The 17,304-nt window shown below is 63.9% G+C and carries 16 protein-coding genes and 1 pseudogene; 5 read left to right on the top strand and 12 right to left on the bottom strand.

The features are described from left to right. Window positions 1-158: 158 nt before the first annotated feature. From FG93_RS22305 to FG93_RS22290, 4 genes are all read right to left on the bottom strand, one after another. Window positions 159-1,733 carry an arylsulfatase gene (locus tag FG93_RS22305; protein WP_244448694.1) on the bottom strand — a complete coding sequence of 525 codons (1,575 nt, stop codon included), beginning with the start codon at window positions 1,731-1,733 and terminating at the stop codon, window positions 159-161. A gap of 165 nt (window positions 1,734-1,898) precedes the next feature. After that, a complete protein-coding gene (locus tag FG93_RS31370) occupies window positions 1,899-2,627 on the bottom strand; it encodes a hypothetical protein (RefSeq protein ID WP_052514052.1) in 729 nt (242 codons plus the stop codon). A 217-nt stretch (window positions 2,628-2,844) separates the two neighbouring features. Next, window positions 2,845-3,096 (bottom strand): hypothetical protein, encoded by a 252-nt coding sequence (locus tag FG93_RS22295; protein WP_043238584.1) that lies wholly within the window; start codon window positions 3,094-3,096, stop codon window positions 2,845-2,847. Window positions 3,097-3,275: 179 nt separating this feature from the next. Next, the gene (locus FG93_RS22290; RefSeq protein ID WP_043238582.1) at window positions 3,276-4,490 is read right to left on the bottom strand and encodes an amidohydrolase; all 1,215 of its coding nucleotides are present in this window, start codon (window positions 4,488-4,490) and stop codon (window positions 3,276-3,278) included. A 315-nt stretch (window positions 4,491-4,805) separates the two neighbouring features. Here FG93_RS22290 and hemN point away from each other — a divergent pair, with 315 nt between their 5' ends. The 5 genes and pseudogenes from hemN to FG93_RS22265 all read left to right on the top strand — a co-directional run bounded on the left by hemN (window position 4,806) and on the right by FG93_RS22265 (window position 10,255). Next, entirely contained in the window at window positions 4,806-6,155 is a 1,350-nt protein-coding gene (hemN, locus tag FG93_RS22285; RefSeq protein WP_043238580.1) for an oxygen-independent coproporphyrinogen III oxidase, read from the top strand. Window positions 6,156-6,682: 527 nt separating this feature from the next. Further along, window positions 6,683-7,201 (top strand): acyltransferase, encoded by a 519-nt coding sequence (locus tag FG93_RS22280; protein ID WP_052514043.1) that lies wholly within the window; start codon window positions 6,683-6,685, stop codon window positions 7,199-7,201. Beyond that, window positions 7,198-8,321, top strand: a pseudogene (locus FG93_RS22275) (DegT/DnrJ/EryC1/StrS family aminotransferase). Before FG93_RS22280 ends, FG93_RS22275 begins: the two are co-directional and overlap by 4 nt. Before the next feature lie 221 nt (window positions 8,322-8,542). Further along, entirely contained in the window at window positions 8,543-9,316 is a 774-nt protein-coding gene (locus FG93_RS22270) for a Crp/Fnr family transcriptional regulator (RefSeq protein ID WP_152579562.1), read from the top strand. 231 nt (window positions 9,317-9,547) lie between these two features. Then, a complete protein-coding gene (locus FG93_RS22265) occupies window positions 9,548-10,255 on the top strand; it encodes a response regulator transcription factor (RefSeq protein WP_161783865.1) in 708 nt (235 codons plus the stop codon). An 84-nt stretch (window positions 10,256-10,339) separates the two neighbouring features. Here FG93_RS22265 and FG93_RS22260 read toward each other — a convergent pair whose 3' ends face one another. From FG93_RS22260 to soxB, 8 genes are all read right to left on the bottom strand, one after another. Further along, window positions 10,340-10,633 carry a SelT/SelW/SelH family protein gene (locus tag FG93_RS22260; protein WP_043238576.1) on the bottom strand — a complete coding sequence of 98 codons (294 nt, stop codon included), beginning with the start codon at window positions 10,631-10,633 and terminating at the stop codon, window positions 10,340-10,342. A gap of 161 nt (window positions 10,634-10,794) precedes the next feature. Next, a complete protein-coding gene (locus FG93_RS22255; protein WP_152579566.1) occupies window positions 10,795-11,184 on the bottom strand; it encodes a cytochrome c family protein in 390 nt (129 codons plus the stop codon). A 77-nt stretch (window positions 11,185-11,261) separates the two neighbouring features. Continuing rightward, window positions 11,262-12,539, bottom strand: coding sequence for an NAD(P)/FAD-dependent oxidoreductase (locus tag FG93_RS22250; protein ID WP_043238572.1), 1,278 nt, complete (start codon window positions 12,537-12,539; stop codon window positions 11,262-11,264). Window positions 12,540-12,602: 63 nt separating this feature from the next. Beyond that, a complete protein-coding gene (locus FG93_RS22245) occupies window positions 12,603-13,127 on the bottom strand; it encodes a DsrE family protein (protein ID WP_043238570.1) in 525 nt (174 codons plus the stop codon). Between the two features lie 33 nt (window positions 13,128-13,160). Then, complete coding sequence (locus FG93_RS22240; protein ID WP_043238568.1) at window positions 13,161-13,511, bottom strand: c-type cytochrome; 351 nt, start codon at window positions 13,509-13,511, stop codon at window positions 13,161-13,163. Beyond that, window positions 13,511-14,236: a c-type cytochrome gene (locus FG93_RS22235; RefSeq protein WP_043238566.1), complete on the bottom strand. Its 726-nt coding sequence runs from the start codon at window positions 14,234-14,236 to the stop codon at window positions 13,511-13,513. Before FG93_RS22235 ends, FG93_RS22240 begins: the two co-directional genes overlap by 1 nt. Then, window positions 14,220-15,491: a sulfite dehydrogenase gene (gene soxC / locus FG93_RS22230; RefSeq protein ID WP_043238565.1), complete on the bottom strand. Its 1,272-nt coding sequence runs from the start codon at window positions 15,489-15,491 to the stop codon at window positions 14,220-14,222. Before soxC ends, FG93_RS22235 begins: the two co-directional genes overlap by 17 nt. Window positions 15,492-15,538: 47 nt before the next feature. Continuing rightward, window positions 15,539-17,236 carry a thiosulfohydrolase SoxB gene (gene soxB / locus FG93_RS22225; protein ID WP_043238563.1) on the bottom strand — a complete coding sequence of 566 codons (1,698 nt, stop codon included), beginning with the start codon at window positions 17,234-17,236 and terminating at the stop codon, window positions 15,539-15,541. Window positions 17,237-17,304: the final 68 nt, after the last annotated feature.

Below are 17,304 nucleotides of genomic sequence, written 5' to 3'. Positions count from 1 at the left end.
GGACAGCCGCGCTGGGGCGATCCGGGATTGCGCTAGCACGGCGTCGTCGCCTCGACGCTTCTGTTCCCACGCTCATCCGGATTCCAGCCCTAGAACCATGTTCAGGAGTCCGGCCGGCGCCTTGCGGCGCCGGCCGGCAACATATCAGAGCGACAGGCTCACTCCAGGCCGCGCTTCCTGAAGGTCTCGTCGATCTTGCGGTCCACCTGCTTGCGCACCTGATCGACGCCGAAGCTCGCGGGGCGCTGGCTCGGCGGATATTCGACGAAGCTCTCGAGGAATTGCGTGGCCTTCATCACCCCTTGGCCCGCGAGATAGGCGTTCTCGGTCCGCCACTGATCGTACCCACTGCCGGAAATCTCCGCATGCTCGTAGGGGTCCATGCGCAGATTGAACATCTTGGGCAGACGCAGAGGGGTGAAGGGATTCGCCCAGACATCCATCTGGCCAGGCTGCTCCTGCTTTTCGAAGACGAGTTTCCAGTTGTCGAAGCGCATGGCGACGAGAGCGCCATCGTCGTTGAAATAGTAGAACTCGTTGCGCGCGCTTTTGTCGGACTTACCCGTGAGGTAGTCGATCTGGTTGTAGCCATCGAGATGGTTACGGAAGGTCGTCGCGTTGCCTTGCGGCTGCCAGCCCTTGAGAAGGCGATCCTTCACGCCGGTATCGCCTGCCGCGGCAAGCAGAGTCGGGAACCAGTCGAGGCCCGAGACGATGCCATTGGCGATTTCGCCCGGCTTGACCTGGCCTGGCCAGCGAACCATCGCCGGCACGCGAAACGCGCCCTCCCAGTTCGTATCCTTTTCCGAGCGGAACGGTGTGGTCGCAGCGTCCGGCCAGGTGAAGGCGTTGGGACCATTATCCGTCGTGAAGACGACGATCGTGTTGTTGGTGATGCCGAGATCGTCCAGCGTCTTCAGCAGTTTGCCGACATTCTGGTCCATCTCCCACATGCCGTCGGCGTATTCGTTGCCTGCCATGCCGCTCTTGCCGCGAAATTCCGGCCGCACATGCGTGAAGACATGCATGCGGGTGAAGTTCATCCAGGTGAAGAACGGCTTGTTGGCGCGCACCTGCCTCTGCATGAAGTCGATCGCGGAGCCGGTGGTCTCGTCATCGACGGTTTCCATGCGCTTGCGCGTCAGCGGGCCGGTGTCCTCGATCTTGCCGTCGGCGGAGGTCCTGAGGACACCGCGCGGTGACATCAGCTTGACGAATGTCGGATCATCCTTCGGCCAATTAGGCCGTTCAGGCTCTTCCTCGGCATTCAAATGATAGAGGTTGCCGAAGAATTCATCGAAGCCGTGATTGGTCGGCAGGTACTCGTCCTTGTCGCCAAGGTGGTTCTTGCCGAACTGACCCGTGGCGTAGCCGAGCGGCTTCAGCGCCTGGGCGATGGTGATATCGCCCTTCTGCAGGCCCACCGGGGCGCCGGGGATGCCAACCTTCGAAAGGCCGGTGCGCAGCGGCGTCTGACCGGTGATGAAGGAGGACCGTCCCGCCGTGCAGCTGTTCTCGGCATAGTAGTCCGTGAACATCATGCCTTCTCGGGCAAGACGGTCGATATTCGGCGTCTTGTAGCCGACCAGCCCATGCGTGTAGGCGCTGATATTGGCCTGGCCGACATCATCCCCGAAAATGACGAGGATATTGGGCTTAGCGGGAGGCGCAGTCTGGGCCTTCGCTGCGCCGCCCGATAGTCCTAGCGTCAGTGCCAGGGCTGCGGCGGCCATGAATTTGTGGCGTTCCATGAAACACTCCCGGTGCCGGATCGACGCTCCGGGCCAGTCCGACAGTGCCGAACGCCGCCCAAGCGCTGGCAAGGGTCGCATGGCGTCGGCAGAGGCTTAAGTCTGTAACTGTTACGGTAAACTGCGAGAGGCGGGGGGCTGACGTTGTCAGCCGCCGAGGGCTTTTGACACCGATTCGGCCGCCTGCGCGGCGATCGTGTCGATCGAGCTAGCGCAAGGCACATCGCGTTCAGCCTCATCGACGAAATCCGAACAGATGATCTCGCCGCTGCGCAAATCGGTGGCGCACCAGGAAAAGCGCTGGCCGGCCGACATTGGATGGACCGCGATATCGAGCGCGTAAGTCTCGTCAGGGTGCAGGAGCAGCTTGCCGATCGCGATCGCGGCGGCTCTGCGCTCGACTGATGGCATCGCGAAGAGCCTGAACCCGGCCGTCGCGAGCCGCTTTATAAGGGTCTCGGTGAACAGGTCGCCATGCGCTGCAGCAAGCCGGACGGCACGGTCCGTCAGGTTCTTGATGACGATCGCGGGGAGGTCGGCGTTGGCAGATGCGGCTTGGTACGTATTGACAGGCGGGGTAGACTCCGTTGGGCCGGTATCCGACGAATGCCACGTAAAGGACGGGACATAGCTGCCGGGCGGGATTGCGATTCTGACAGGAACGTTTGCTCCCGCCGTCTCGTAATAGGTCGCGAGGGCCGAGCGCAGGCGCGTCGCCTCGATCCGCACGATCGGGTCGGTACCTGGGTCGAAACTGTCGTCGCGGCCGAAGACGTCGACGCCTATTGCGTAGGCTTTGATACGGTCCGAATGGCCGGCAACGGTTTGCGTGACGACAAAGGAAAGGAAGCGCCGGTTGCGCTCGGAGAGGCGCAATGCCTCATGAGCCAGCAAGGTGTCCAACGCTGCAAGGATGAGTTGGGGAGGTGGATTCCCGTCATGCAGCCTTGCAATGCGCCCGCCCATCACTCGCCTCGACAGCTAGGACTGAAGAAAACCCGGAATTAACCCTTGAAAGCTCGATGATGCCCTGCGAGCCAGCTTGGAGCAAGGCAGTATTCGATGAATTCCACCAGAATCCGGGTCGGTTCCCTTAAGAAAGAGATAGCCGGATCAAGATATCTTGTTCTGTTGCCGAGACGAGGGCGTCGTATTCCCGGGCTCGTGCCGGGCCGACCGGCAGTGTCGACTTCGTCCAGTAGGCCTCGGCCTCGCACGCGACCTCATAAGCCTCGCACAGCTCCGCAAAGCCGGGGTCGCGGGCGAATTTTTTCCGCAGCTCCGCGCGCCGTTCCGGCCAGCGCAGCAACAGCCTCGTCAGTCCACGCTTTTGCGCCTGCTCCATGGCAGCCTCCGGCCGAAGCACTGAGGGCCCGCACCTGGCGGGCATACTGCCAGCGTGGCGCAGTTTTGCGCGCCTGGAACTGTTGCCTGTAACGGTAACGGGCAGACTGTGCCCCTGTTCAGCCGGGGAACAGGGTTCCGCGCCGCTTCCGGCGACGCGGGATGGCCATGTGACGGACTTCAGGCTGCGGCTGCCCGCAGATCCTCGCCGAGCTCTTCGCTGACGATATTCACCCAGTAGCGAATGCCGTCGGGAATGATCTCGTCGTTGAAGTCGAAGAGGGGCGTATGAAGGCCCTTGAAGGAGCCGTCCGCCGCGACGCCATTGCCGATGCGCATGAATGCCCCCGGCTTGATCTGCATCATCTCCGCGAAGTCCTCGGCCCCGGTTCCGGGCCGGATCGCGCCATTGACATTGACGGCGCCGACCGACGCGGAAGCCGCGGCAACCGCGGTCGCGACCTGATCGGGCTGGTTCCGCAAGGCGCTCGGGCCGCGCCGATAGGAGGCCTCCGCGGTGCAACCCCAAGCCTGCGCTGTTGCCGCAGCGAGTTCGGCAATGCGCCGCTCGACCAGATCGCGGATTTCCGGCGCATAGGTGCGCGCCGTGCCGCCGATGACGAGCTCTGCCGGGATGACATTGCTGGCTTCTGCCGAGCCGGCATGGACGTAGCCGACGCTGATCACGACTGTATCGAGCGGCGCGACATTGCGCCCAATAATACCCTGCAAGCCCAGCACGAAATGGGCCTGGGCATAGGTGATGTCGGTCGAGAGGTGAGGCTGCGAGCCGCCATGCCCGCCGACACCGCGGAAAATCACCTGCCAACTATCGGCCGCAGCCAGCATCGGGCCGTTGCACGTGCCGAAGGACGAGGCCGGCATGCCGGGTGAGTTATGCAGGCCGTAGATCGCATCGCAGGGAAAGCGCGCGAACAGCCCGTCCTTCAGCATGGCGAGCGCTCCGCCGCGCCCTTCCTCCGCCGGCTGGAAGATCAGGTTCACGCTCCCGGCGAAATCGGGGTTCTCGGCGAGGTAGCGCGCCGCTCCGAGCAGCATGGTCGTGTGCCCGTCATGGCCGCAGGCATGCATGCGCCCCGGATTCTGCGAGGCGTAAGGCAGCCCCGTTTCCTCGATGAGCGCAAGCGCGTCCATATCGGCGCGCAGTCCGATCGCCCCCTGGCCCGGCCGGCGGCCGCGGATGACGCCGACCACGCCGGTCCCGCCCACGCCTTCGGTGACCTCGACGCCCCATTCCCGGAGTTTGTTCGCGACCAGAGCGGCCGTGCGGTGTTCTTCCAGGCCGAGCTCTGGATGGGCATGGATGTCGCGACGGATCGCCGTGAATTCAGCGTGGTGCTGATCGAGCCAGATATCGAACCGCGTCTTCGTCATGTGTCGTCTGTTCCCCATTTTTCGCGCGCACAACACGCCGCGGCAGGCGCAAGACCTGCCTCGGCAGCAGCCTGCGACAACAGCGCAGGCGGCGCGTGGCGTATTCCAGAAGAGGAGCCCGTGCTTGGCAAGAGCGCTGAGCGATGGTCGGAACTGCGTTGGAAGACATGGCAGCCGTCCGCAGTGTCCAATCCTCCAGGGTCAGGAGCTCGCCACATCGATCGGACAGCATTTGTCCTGGATCAAGGATCGCCCGCCAGGTCGCGCTAGAGACGTGCCATTGAAAACGACTCTGGCAAGACAGGGATACGTGTCATGACCGATGTCCGGGCGCAGTATTTCGACGAGCGCCTGCCGCGCTACACCAGCTACCCGACTGCGCCACATTTCACGGGCGAGATTGGTGCAGAATGTCATGGCAATTGGCTGCAGGTTCTGAGGCCTGGAACGAAGGCTTCGCTCTACCTCCACATCCCGTTCTGCCGTTCGATGTGCTGGTATTGCGGCTGCCATACCACCGTCGCCCTGCGCGACCAGCCAATCGTCGATTATCTCGCAGTCCTGCGCCGCGAGATCGAGCTCGTTGCCGATCGGCTTGCTGCGCCGCTCCAGGTCCAGCATGTCCACTTTGGCGGCGGCACTCCGACGATCGTCACGCCCGAGGATTTCCTGCGTCTGGTCGCGCTGTTGCGGCAGCGCTTCGTCATTGACCCCGCGGCCGAGATCGCCGTCGAGATCGACCCCCGCAGGCTGACAATGGCTGTGACCGAGGCGCTGGCCGCATCCGGCGTCAACCGGGCGAGCCTCGGCGTACAGAGCTTCGATCCGGTGGTGCAAAGGGCGATCAACCGCATCCAGAGCGTCGAGCAGACGGCAGGCGCCGTCGCCGGGCTCAGAGCGGCCGGCATCCGCGGCTTGAGTTTCGACCTGATCTTCGGCCTGCCGAAGCAGACTGTCCGATCCTGCATCGAGACGGTCGAGCGCTGCGTCGCGCTGAGGCCGGACCGCTTATCGGTCTTCGGCTATGCCCATGTGCCCGGCTTCAAGAAACATCAGCGCCGGATCGACGAGCGGGATTTGCCCGGCGGCTTGGAACGCCATGGACAGGCTGAGGCGATGGCGCAGGCGCTGGTCGCCGCTGGCTATATGCGCATCGGCCTCGATCATTTTGCCCTGCCGGATGATGCCATGGGGCAGGCGCGGGCGGCTGACGCCTTGTACCGCAATTTCCAGGGCTACACCACTGACGGTGCCGAAGCCCTGATCGGTTTCGGCGCCTCGGCGATCGGTCGCCTTCCCGATGGCTATGTCCAGAACGAGGTCGTCGTCGGCCGTTATGCGGAGCGGGTGCTGAAGGGCGATCTGGCCACGGCCAAGGGCTTTCGGCTCAGTGCCGGCGACCGGCTGCGCGCCGAGCTGATCGAGCGCCTGATGTGTGAACTCGCGGTCGATATCGGCGCCGTCTGCGCCAGGCACGAGGCAAGCCCGGAGGAGCTGGAGCCATCCTTCCCGCGTTTGTGGGAGCTGGCGCAGGAAGGGGTTATTCAGTTCGATGGTTGCCGCGTGCTGATACCGGAGGATTCGCGCCTGCTTGTGCGCAAGGTGGCCTCGGTCTTCGACGCCTATCTCGCCCAGCCGGGGCGCAGCTACAGCCGCTCCGTCTGAGCACAGATGCATCGGTGCCTCGGCGACGCAGCGCGTTGCCGAGAATGCGTCGCGCTCACGAGATGGGCGAGGCTCGGGCGATCGCACCGTTGCCGTCACCTGCGCGCTCACTGAACCGTGGCGGCCTGCCGAGGCGGAGGTCCTTTCCGTCCAACGAGGAGGGCGCCGGCGGCGATAGTCTACTGACCGCCAGCGCGCGTCTGCGCTGCGATGGCTAACCCGGGCAGACCATTCACGAACGAAATCGAGAAGGTTCCTGCCCGCGGCAGTGCGCCCGGTCGGCGCCGCCGACCTTCCCCGGCGATTGTCAGGAGCTGTGTTGGGAGGTTGCCAGGCAGGCCTTGGTGGCGCGGCTTGCAAGGCCCTGCTGCCGCAGGAGGAAGGACAATGCGCCGGAAGGCGTAGGGCGCCTACTGCTCCGGGCGATCCGCTTACCTGCTTCATCCGAACGAGGCGCGCCCAATTCCCATCGTTCCGGTTCTGCTTTTGCGAGCTAGCGTTCTGCCGGAGCAGGGAAGGGGAGCGCCATGCCCATCATCGACGTGGATTTCGGTGATGATGTCGTCGTCAGTCACCCTGATCTCGTCAATCTCTATGGCTGTGCCATCGGCTCGGGCTCGCGCATCGGCCCCTTCGTCGAAATCCAGCGCGGCAGCCGTATCGGCCGCCCCTGCAAGATTTCCTCGCACACCTTGATCTGTGAGGGCGTGGTGCTCGAGGACGAGGTGCTCATGATCGCCCATGGCGTGGTGTTCACCAATGACCGCATGCCGCGAGCGGCCAGGCCGGAGGTGTCGCGAGAGGCACAGGCGTGGCCCCGGGAGGCCACGGTCGTGCGCCGAGGTGCGTCTATCGGCTCGAGTGCGACCATTGGCTGCGGAATCGAGATCGGAACCTTCGCCGTGGTCAGCTGCGGCTCAGTCGCGATGCGTGATGTGCCGGCCCGCGCGGTGGTCGCCGGAGTACCGGCCTGCGTCATCGGTCATGCCGGAGCGAACGCGACTGCACCCAGGTTGTTTGAAACCGTACTGGGGGAAACCTCATGATTCCATTCCTCGATCTGAAAGCTCAGTTCAAGACGGTGCAGGAGCCGCTCGAGGCGGCGATCCTGTCGTTCCTGCGCAGCGGCAATTATGTCCTGGGCGAACCGGTCGCGGCCTTCGAACGAGCCTTCGCTGAATATTGCGGTGTCGGCGAAGCCGTGGCTGTCAGCAGCGGCACGGCAGCACTGCATCTGGCCCTGCTCGCGGCCGGTGTCGAGCCGGGGGACGAGGTGATCACGGTGCCCATGACCTTCGTCGCCACGGTGGCCGCGATCCACTATGCGGGCGCAAAGGCGGTTCTGGTCGACGTCGATCCCAACAGCTTCACCATGTCGCCGGAAGCTTTCGAGGCCGCAATCACGCCGCTGACCCGTGCAGTCGTGCCCGTCCATCTCCATGGCAGGCTCGCCGATATGGCGGCGATTGGCGCCATCGCCAATCGCTACGGAATCACCGTGATCGAGGACGCTGCCCAGGCTCATGGTGCGGAACGCGACGGGATACGGGCAGGCGCGTTCGGCTCATATGGCTGCTTCAGCTTCTATCCCGGCAAGAATCTCGGAGCCTGTGGCGAGGGGGCGCGGTGGTCACTCACGATTCCAACGCCGCACGGCTGCTGCGCAGCTTGCGCGACTGGGGGCAGGAGGGAAGATCCAATCACGTCAGGCCCGGCTTCAACTTGCGCCTCGACGCGATCCAGGCCGTGGCGCTGCAGGTCAAGCTGCCCTATCTCGATGGCTGGACACAGAAGCGCAGACGGATCGCCGCGGCCTATGAGCGGCTGCTCGGGGACACCGAACTGCAGCTACCGGCTCCGGCCCGGCGTGCGGAACACGTCTTTCATGTCTACGCGATCCAGAGCGAAGAGCGGGACAGGCTGCGGACGGAACTCGCCAAGGCAGGCGTGTCGACCGGCATTCACTATCCTCGCCCGGTTCATCTGCAGCCGGCCTATGCCGGGCTGGGTTACGAGCCTGGCGACTTCCCAGTCTCGGAGCGGCTGGCGCGGCGCTTTCTCTCGCTGCCGATCTTCCCGGAACTTGTCGCGCCCCAGGTGGCGCGGGTTGCTTCCGCCCTCATTCGGCGTTGTGAGGAGCGGCATTTTCACCCGGTCGATGCGTGAGCCGTCGATCGCCGCCGCTGGACGTGGACCAAACGCGCGATACGACGCAGCTGCCAGCTTCACGCACCATCGGACGGTGCAGGCGCCCTCCAGGAGTCCTCTGGGGCGCTAAAGTACAATGGAGCGGTCGAAACTGGGTCCGACAAATGCAGCTTATCGGGGATTGGCGGTTAACATAAGTTAACCTCTCGGGCCATCGCGCAGCCTTGGCGGAGGAGGTTATGCATCGGATCCAGTCGGTCGTAGCGTCGAACCATGCGGGCGTCGCGCGGGAGCGCGTGTGGTGCCTGACATGCCCGTTGCGGCAGATTCCCGCCCTCCATGGCGTGTCGGACGCGGACGCCACGACACTGGAAGAGTTCAAGCAGGGGCAAAGGTTCTCGGAAGCCAATAGCGTGATCCTGGAACGAGGCGCGCGGCCTGGGCTGTTCACGCTGTTTTCCGGCTGGGCCGCGGAGTACCGGGCTCTGGGATCCGGCGAGCGTCAGCTCGTCGCCATCCTCCTTCCTGGGGACCTCATCGGCCTCGATACGGTCATGGTGGGCCCGTCAGAGAGCACCATCATTGCCCTTACGCCCGTCATGCTGTGCAGTTTTGCGCCGGCGAGAGTCGACGAGATGTTCCGGCACGAGAGCTTCATGCGGAGCATCACGCGCGCTGCGGTTGCCGGTCGGCGCCGCCTCGTGGATTCGCTGACAGCACTCGGTGCGGGGCGGACCTCTCGCGCGCTCGCGCATTTCGTCGTGACGTTGCACGACCGGCTGCTGATCCGAGGGCTGATGCATGACGGAAGCTTCAAGACCCCGCTCAGCAAACGCCATCTGGCAGAGGCCTGCGGGGTGACTGGCGTCCACCTGCATCGCGTCATGCAGTTCCTGCAGGCTGAGCGGGTGATGTCCTTCGCGGCGGGCCAGTTCAGCATTCACGACATGGAGCGCCTGCGCCGTATGGCTGGTCTTTCCGTCAATGGGGCAGAGGCTGAGACCGTGCTTTGACATGGCGTTCAGAAGTTATTTTTCCAAGGTGGAGATCAGAATGGAAACATTTGTTGGTTATTGTTAATAATTTTCTTTCGTCACCTTAGAATGTATGTAAAATTGAATATATGGGGAAAGCGGCGGCACTTCTCCATTTAGACTTAATTCTGGCAAAATTACGAGGCGATGTAGTTTTAATTCAAGGATATTGTTATGATATTTGAAAATGTACATGAGAATCTGCCGCTCATGGCCGATAGGCGGCCTTCTTCGCTTCGCTCGGGAACCGAAGACATTTCTCGTCTTCGCGAGCAGCCGGCCTCCATCATCATCATCGAAGCCAGGCAATTGATCCGTGATTGCCTGGCTTCATCCCTGCTCTCCCAGAGTCGCGATTACGAGGTCGAGACTTTTTCGTCGCTGGCCGAATGGCGGCGCGAACGGCCATGTCCGCCGCGACCGGGAACGGTAGTCCTGCGTTATGTCAGCGGTCCGCGCTGCCGCAAGGAGATCGAGCGGGAGATCGAGGATCTCGCCGGCGATGGCGACATCTCACTGGTCCTCCTTTCGGATACCGAGGACGTCGACGAGATGCTGGAGGCCATCGCCACCGGTGCGAAGGGCTATATCCCGACAACGCTCAGCCTCGACGTGGCACGCGGCGCGATGAGTCTGGTGCGTTCGGGCGGCGTGTTCATCCCGTCCGGAAGTCTGCTGTCGCGCCGCGCGGGCAAGCCGGGAGACGCTGCCGGGCCGCGGCCGATGTTCACGCCTCGGCAGGCGGCGGTGCTGGAGGCCGTGCAGCATGGCAAGGCGAACAAGGTGATCGCCTATGAGCTCGACCTGAAGGAAAGCACCGTCAAGGTCCATGTCCGCAATGTCATGCGCAAGCTCGGTGCGCATAACAGGACAGAGCTCGCGGTCCTGAGCTTCAACTTGCCAGGCACCAGGCGGTAAGGCAGGGCAGACAGTCGCGTGTCCGACAGCTGTTATCTGCCCAGGCCGGGTGCGGGGCCGTGAGCTTCGCTCGAGGACGCCCGCTCAGCCGTGGCTCTGGTCGAGATGGCCGAGGTCGCGGCCGGGGTCGAGGCGGTCGCGCACGCGCTGCTTCAGCGCCTTCACGTCGGGAAAGCCGCCGTCATTCTTGCGGTCCCAGATCAGCACGTCGTCATAATGGATCTGAAAGGTCCCGCCTGTACCCGGCAGGAGCGCGACTTCGCCAAGATCGGGGCCGAAGGTCGAGAGCAGTTCCTGCGCCATCCAGGCCGAGCGCAGCAGCCAGTTGCACTGCGTGCAGTAGGTGATGGCAATGCGGGGGCGCTTCGTGTCCGACATGGCGGGAGCCTTGGCTTGCGAGCAGAAAATCCGTTCCGCACTCGGAACGCCTGCGAGCGCTCATGCCAAAATACGTCGGGCGGAACAAGCGACGCGACGACAGGGCAGCCCCCGTCGTCGCGCAGGTATCGGTCTCCGGCCTGATCGAGGCTGGCTTCAGCTCACATCTTCTTGCCGTCCTTGTCGTACTGCTTGAGGAAGGCGGTGAGATCCTTGATCTCCTGCTCGTTCTTGATGCCGGCGAAGACCATCTTGGTGCCGGGGATCTTGGCCCGCGGATCCTTGATGTACTCGGCGAAGACGGCCTCATCCCAGGTGATGCCGGAGTTCTTGTTGGCGGTGGAGTAGCTGTAGCCCTCGATGGAGCCGGAATGCCGGCCGAAGAGACCGTTCAGGACCGGCCCCACCGCGTTCTTGGCGCTTTCGCCGAGCTGGTGGCAGGCGCGGCACTTGTTCCAGGAGCGCTCGCCGGCGGCGACATCCTGGGCTTGGGCTGAGTTCCCGAAGATCGCGGCAGCGATCAGGATCGTGACGCAGGCAATCGCTTTCATCATGGTTCCTTCTTAGGCAGACCGCGCGGAATCGGCGGCGGAAAATTCAGAATGCTTCTAATCGGAGCCTGGGCCAATCACGTGAACATGTCGGCGGTGATGCCGGCATACCAGCCGATGTTCTCGGCCTGGGTCTGCTTGCGCAGCTCGTCGCTCTCGTCGGGTTGCGAGACAAAGGTCTCGACAGCGGCGATTTTGCCGTCTTTCGGCTCATATCGACCGCCAACCTTGATGGCGTCGTCGGTGTCGACCAGGCTCCAGCAGGTGTTGACGTAGCGTGGCGGGAAGGTGCGCGACCCGGACAATTCGCCGCGGATGACCATGGCCGCAACCTTGGCCTGGCTGTTGGCAGAGAAGGCGGATTTCGGCATGTCACCAGCGATGCAGGCATCGCCGAGGACGAAGATGGTGGGATCGGCTGCCGACTTCATCGTGGCGGGATCGATGGCGCAATAGCCGCCGGCAGGCGCAAGGCCGGCCTCGCGCGCGATCGCGCCCGCCATCTGGGCCGGGATCACATTGACGAAGGCACAGTTCCTGTAGGTCTCGAAGCCGGTCACGACGCTGTTGGTCTTCGGATCGACCGACTTGATGCCGTCATGCACTTTGGGGCCGAGCCACTCGATCATCGTGCCGTAGCGTTTCTCCCAGTCGGGCTGGAAGACGCCCTGCTTGGAGAAGCTCTCCTTCGGATCGAGGATGACGATCTTCGCCTGTTTGCGGCCGGTCTTCATCAGGACATGAGCGAACATCGAGGCGCGCTCATAGGGACCTGGCGGGCAGCGATAGGGATTGGGTGGAGTGATCATCACGATCAGGCCGCCATCCGGCACCGCGTCGAGCCGCTCCTTGATCAGTTGCGTCTGGCGGCCTGGCTTCCAGCCATGCGGCATCGCCTCCTCGGCCTCCTTCGACCAGCCGGGGACGGAATCATATTTGAGGTCGATGCCTGGAGAGAGCACGAGCCGATCATAGGGCAGGCGTTCGCCGGTGGAGAGCACGACCTCCTTCTTGTCGCGGTCGATCGCGGTGGCGCGGGCGCGGACAAGCGTGATGCCGTTGTTCCTGGCCAGCGCGTCATAGCCATGGACGATCTCATCATAGCTCTTGAATCCGCCGATATAGAGGTTGGAGTGAAAGCAGGTCTGGTAGCGCTCGTTCTCCTCGACCAAGGTCACCGCAATGGCGCCGTTGCTGTCCTTGGCGATGTAGCGGGCTGCCGTCGCACCGCCTGCGCCGCCCCCGACCACGACGACGCGCGGCTTGGCCTGGCCGAGCACTGCAGGGGCGCCAAGGGTTGTCGCTCCGGAGAGCGCCAGCCCGGACAGAACCAGTGAACGGCGATCGATCAGCATCTCTCTCTCCCCATTGTCGTCAGTGAATCCGGTGGTCCTGATCCCGGCAGGCCTTCTTTGGGCCTATCCGACTTTCATGTAGCCAAAGCCCTTGGCCTGCAGCGCAGCCACGGCTGCCACGCCCGACGGCACGAAGCTGATGAACTCGGCATTGCGAGCCTTGGCCTTGTCGAGCTTCAGTCGATCGAAGGTGATCTCGCAGAGATGAACCTTGAGTCCGTTCTTCGCGACATCCTCGATCCGCTCGAAGATCTTGGGCACCATGACCTCGTCGCGCCAACTGGTGTCGGCGAGATCGTTGAGGAAGAACTTCACGCCCGGCCCGTGCGCGACGACGACCAGTTGCAGGGCAAACGGGTCGGCGCCATAGGCGAAGTAGTGGTTTGCGATGTTGGTCAGCATCTGCACGAAGCGCGGCGGATCGCCGAAATCGCAATGATAGACACAGGCGATATCAGCCTCCTTCTGGAGGTCCGTGAGCTTGAGGTCGCGCGGCGCAGCAAGCGCTGGTGTTGCGGCTGCAGCAAGACCGGAGGCCGCTGCCAGAAGCATGCTGCGACGAGTGGAGTCCGCGAATGAATGTGACATTTGACCCTCCCTCGGGTTTCGCCGGCATCCGATCTATTGAGCTGGTTTGAGGCTACCGTAATAGCTTGCCAGCGCCTCGACCTCTTCCCGGGTCAGGCGCCCGGCGATGGTGCGCATCACCTGGTTCTCACGCTGCCTGTCCTTGTAGCTGTTCATCAATGCGATGAACTGGTCGGAAGGAAGGCCGATGATGGCGGGAATACCCCCATCATGGCGCCCGCTGGTCTGGTGGCAGGCGGTGCATTCCGATGAAAGATACTCGCCGAGCGCGCGATCGCCGGCCGCCTGCGCGCAGGTTACCGAGGGGATGAGCGCCGCGAAACCAGCCAGCGCGGCCAGGGCCGCTCGAGAGGGACGCTCTGCGATGGCGCTGCCTGCCCCCATCAATCCACCTTGGGGGCGGTCTTGGAATCGGGTGTCACGTCGAGCACGGCGGCGCGCCCGGTGATCTTCGCCTCGGACTTGCAGTCCTTCATGCAGGGCTCCTTGCCCCAGAATGCCTTCTCGGTGGTCTCGCGGTCGTCGTCATAGAACGTCGCGGCATTCGGGAGTTTGACGCTGGTGAAATTCTTATCAGACAGTTCGAACTCCTCGTCCTTCACGATGTCGTTGAGGTAGAGCAGATAGGCCGTCAGGGCGTAGATCTCGTCCGGTGAGAGCGACTGCGCATTGCCATAGGGCATGGCGCGGCGGATGTAGTCGTAGACGGTGGAGAGATCGGGCCAGAATGAGCCGATCGTCTTCTCCGGACGGTCCGAGGTCAGGCTGCCCTGGCCGCCGGCCAGAACGGGCCAGCGGCCATTGCCCTGTCCGAACTCGCCATGGCAGCTCGCGCATTGCGTCTGGAAGATCTCGTCGCCCTGCTTCACCGTGCCCTTGCCGGGCGGCAGGCCCATGCCGTCCGGCCGTATGTCGATGTCCCAGGCCTTGATCTCCTCGGGCAGTGCCGGGCGGCCGAGATTGAGTTTCGCATGCGCGGGCTGCTCGGCCACAGGCGGTTTCGGCTTGGGCTGGACCTGCTTCTGCGGTTGCGCGATCAACGGGCCGGCTGCGACGACGGCGAGCGCCGCGAAACCCGCAAGCAGGGCGAGCTTAGGCGATCTCGACATTCTCGGTCTCCCCATTCGCCCGGACGAGCCAGGTCTGAATGCCGTTGTTGTGGTAGATGGAATTGACGCCGCGCAGCTTGCGCAGCTCGTCCTTGGTCGGCTGGACATAGCCGGTGGAATCCATGGCGCGGGACTGGATCAGCAGTTCCTGGCCGGGCCAGTCGAAATCGACATAGAAGCGGGTCAGCGACTTGTCGAGAACGGGGCCGTCGATGCGGGCGCTCTGCCAGTTCTTGCCGCCGTCGAGCGTGACGTCGACGCGCTTGATCGTGCCGCGCCCAGACCAGGCAAGCCCCGAAAGGACGTTGCGCCCCTTATGCTTCAGCGGCGCCTGCGGCGAGGGATTGGTCACCACGGATTTGGCGTCCATGATGAAGGTGAAGCGGCGCGAGCGGCCATCCGCCAGCAGGTCGGTGTATTTCGAGGTTTCCTCGCGCGCCATCCAGGGCTTGTCGCCGACTTCGATGCGGCGCAGCCACTTGACCCAGAGATTGCCCTCCCAGCCCGGGATGACGGCACGCAGCGGATAACCCTGCTCGGGCCGCAACGCCTCGCCATTCATGGCGAAGGCGATGAGCACGTCACCGAGCGCCTTCTCAAGCGGAAGCGAACGGTTCATGCCGGAGGAATCCGCACCTTCCAGCATCAGCCATTTGGCGGTCGGCTTCACGCCTGCTTCTTCGAGCAGAGCCCTCAGCGGCACGCCCGTATACATGACGTTATGGACCATGCCGTGGGTGAACTGGCAGCCATTGAGCTGCGCGCCGCGCCATTCCATGCCGGAATTGGCGGCGCACTCGAGGAAGTAGACACGGTTCTGACGGGGCATGCGCCGGATGTCTTCCATGGTGAAGACCAGCGGCTTGTCGACGAGGCCGTGGATCATCAGGCGGTGATTGGCCGGCTCGATATCGGCGATGCCGCCGTGATGGCGTTCGAAGCACAGGCCGGACGGCGTGATGATGCCGTCGAGTTCATGCAGCGGCGTGAAGTTGACCGAGGATTCCGGGGATGCCGTCAGCCAGGAGACGTCCCGGCGCATGACATGCTTCTCGTGGCGCGAGGGCATGCCGTAGGGCCGCTTGTCGACGCCTTCGCCGAGATAGCGGTTCCAGTCCTGGACCTCGGTGATCAGCGGGTCGGGAGCCCCGGCGCGGGCACCAGTGGCCGAGGCGGCCAGCCCCGCGCCAGCCATTCCGGCCGCGCCGAGGAAACGGCGCCTGCTCAGGCTTTCGCGGTTGCGGGGGGAGGTCATGGCGGCGGAATCCTTTGGATTGGGAGTGTTCAGGCAGGACGCGCGGGTCAGGCGCCAGTCACCTTCACGGCGTCGTTCGGCGTAATCGAAACGGTCTTGGTGCGGGCGACATGGTCGCGGACCACGTCCCAGATCGGCGGCCCCTGCGTGCCCTCGTTGACGCTGGCCCAGCCGGCGACGACATATTTCCGGGACGCATCGATCGGCTTGCCGGATTTCAGGTGAGTCAGCCCGGAGATGCGGTTGCCCATCGGCTTGCCGATATCGATGGCGTAGCCCATGCCGCCGATGCGGACCATGTCGCCGCCGCCCTGGAAATAGGGATCGGGGTGGAAGATATTGTCGGCGACATCCTCGAGGATCTCCTTGAGCTGGGCGCCGGTCATCTCCATGCGGTAGCAGTTGGGGTAGGTGATCGCGGTTGCGTTGGTGATCGCCTCCCAGGTGATCGGCTGACCCGGAAGCAGCGTCCCGCCCCAGCGGAAGCCCGGAGACAGCGCGATCTCGGCGTCGCGCTGGCTGAGCATGGCGTCGCAGATCAGGTCGTCGAAGGTGCCGTTGAAGTTGCCGCGGCGGTAAAGCAGCGACTCGGTCCGTCCGATCTCGCGGGCGAGGTCGGCGGCGAAGGGCTCGCGGAGCTTCGTGACCAGTGCCGCCATCTCGGTATCGGGCGTGATCGCCTCGGAGAAGACCGGCATCAGCTTGAAACGGATATCGGCGACCTTGCCGTCCTTGACCGCGATATCGAGCCGCGACAGGAATTTCCCATGGGAGCCGCTGGCGACGAGGGCGGTATCGCCGACGCGCACCACGCCGGGCATCGCGTCATGGGTGTGGGCGGTCAGGATGACATCCAGGCCTTTGACCCGCGTGGCCAGTTTCCGGTCGACGTCGAAACCGTCATGCGAGAGCAGGACGACGATGGCGGCGCCCTCGGCGCGGGCCTCCTCGACCTGTTTCTGGATCTCCTCCTCCCGGATGCCGAACTCCCAGTCGGGGAACATCCAGCGCGGATTGGCGATGGCGGTGCGGGGCAGCGCCTGGCCGATCACTGCGATCTTGACGCCGCCTTTCTCGAAGACCTTGCGCGGCTTGAAGACGGGTTCGTTCCACTCCTTGTCGCGAATGTTCTGGGCGAGAAACGCGAAGGAAGCGCTCTCTGCGATCTCCTTGACGCGCTCGGCACCGAGCGTGAACTCCCAATGGCCGACCATGGCGTCTGTCTTCAGGGCCGACATGACGTCGACCATGTCCTGCCCCCGGGTCTGGAGCGAGCTCCAGCTGCCCTGCCAGGTGTCGCCACCATCGAGCAGCAGAACCTTGTCGTCACCGCGTTCGGCGCGGACCGCCTTGACCAGCGTCGCGATGCGGTCGAGCCCGCCCATCCGGCCGTATTGGCGGGCAAGCGTGGTGAAGTCGTCGGAGGTCAGGGCAAATGCGTCGGCCGAGCCGGTGGCGATTTTGAAATGATTCCGGAATTCGGCGTCGGTCAGGTGCGGCGGCTGTCCCTTGGCTTCGCCGACGCCGAGATTGATCGAGGGTTCGCGGAAATGCAGCGGCACGAGCTGGGCGTGGATATCGGTGACGTAGAGAAGCGTCACGGTGCCGAGCGGGTCGAAGCGCAGGATGTCGGCCTGGGATAGGCGCTGCTGCGCGGCGACGCTGCCGAGTGGGCCCAACCCGGAAGCCAGCGTGATGGCCGCCGCGGCCGATGTCGCCTGAAGAAAATCGCGCCGTGAGATCATGATCCACCCTTGGGCGGCACGCAGCCGCCCTCATGCGGGGACCTTTCGCCCCGCTTGTCCATTCGCTG

The sequence above is a fragment of the Allobosea sp. LC85 genome, from assembly GCF_000735605.1.
GTDB lineage: Bacteria > Pseudomonadota > Alphaproteobacteria > Rhizobiales > Beijerinckiaceae > Allobosea.
This window is presented reverse-complemented; position numbering and strand designations above follow the sequence as displayed.

What these genes read in the sequence shown, in the direction of transcription:
- FG93_RS22280 (WP_052514043.1), top strand. Translation starts at nt 6,683, where the DNA reads ATGCCCATCATCGACGTGGATTTCGGTGATGATGTCGTCGTCAGTCAC.
- FG93_RS22295 (WP_043238584.1), bottom strand. Translation starts at nt 3,096, where the DNA reads ATGGAGCAGGCGCAAAAGCGTGGACTGACGAGGCTGTTGCTGCGCTGG.
- soxC (WP_043238565.1), bottom strand. Translation starts at nt 15,491, where the DNA reads ATGACCTCCCCCCGCAACCGCGAAAGCCTGAGCAGGCGCCGTTTCCTC.
- FG93_RS22260 (WP_043238576.1), bottom strand. Translation starts at nt 10,633, where the DNA reads ATGTCGGACACGAAGCGCCCCCGCATTGCCATCACCTACTGCACGCAG.
- FG93_RS22245 (WP_043238570.1), bottom strand. Translation starts at nt 13,127, where the DNA reads ATGTCACATTCATTCGCGGACTCCACTCGTCGCAGCATGCTTCTGGCA.
- hemN (WP_043238580.1), top strand. Translation starts at nt 4,806, where the DNA reads ATGACCGATGTCCGGGCGCAGTATTTCGACGAGCGCCTGCCGCGCTAC.
- FG93_RS22240 (WP_043238568.1), bottom strand. Translation starts at nt 13,511, where the DNA reads ATGGGGGCAGGCAGCGCCATCGCAGAGCGTCCCTCTCGAGCGGCCCTG.
- FG93_RS22290 (WP_043238582.1), bottom strand. Translation starts at nt 4,490, where the DNA reads ATGACGAAGACGCGGTTCGATATCTGGCTCGATCAGCACCACGCTGAA.
- soxB (WP_043238563.1), bottom strand. Translation starts at nt 17,236, where the DNA reads ATGATCTCACGGCGCGATTTTCTTCAGGCGACATCGGCCGCGGCGGCC.
- FG93_RS22255 (WP_152579566.1), bottom strand. Translation starts at nt 11,184, where the DNA reads ATGAAAGCGATTGCCTGCGTCACGATCCTGATCGCTGCCGCGATCTTC.
- FG93_RS22235 (WP_043238566.1), bottom strand. Translation starts at nt 14,236, where the DNA reads ATGTCGAGATCGCCTAAGCTCGCCCTGCTTGCGGGTTTCGCGGCGCTC.
- FG93_RS22270 (WP_152579562.1), top strand. Translation starts at nt 8,543, where the DNA reads ATGCATCGGATCCAGTCGGTCGTAGCGTCGAACCATGCGGGCGTCGCG.
- FG93_RS22265 (WP_161783865.1), top strand. Translation starts at nt 9,548, where the DNA reads ATGGCCGATAGGCGGCCTTCTTCGCTTCGCTCGGGAACCGAAGACATT.
- FG93_RS22305 (WP_244448694.1), bottom strand. Translation starts at nt 1,733, where the DNA reads ATGGCCGCCGCAGCCCTGGCACTGACGCTAGGACTATCGGGCGGCGCA.
- FG93_RS22250 (WP_043238572.1), bottom strand. Translation starts at nt 12,539, where the DNA reads ATGCTGATCGATCGCCGTTCACTGGTTCTGTCCGGGCTGGCGCTCTCC.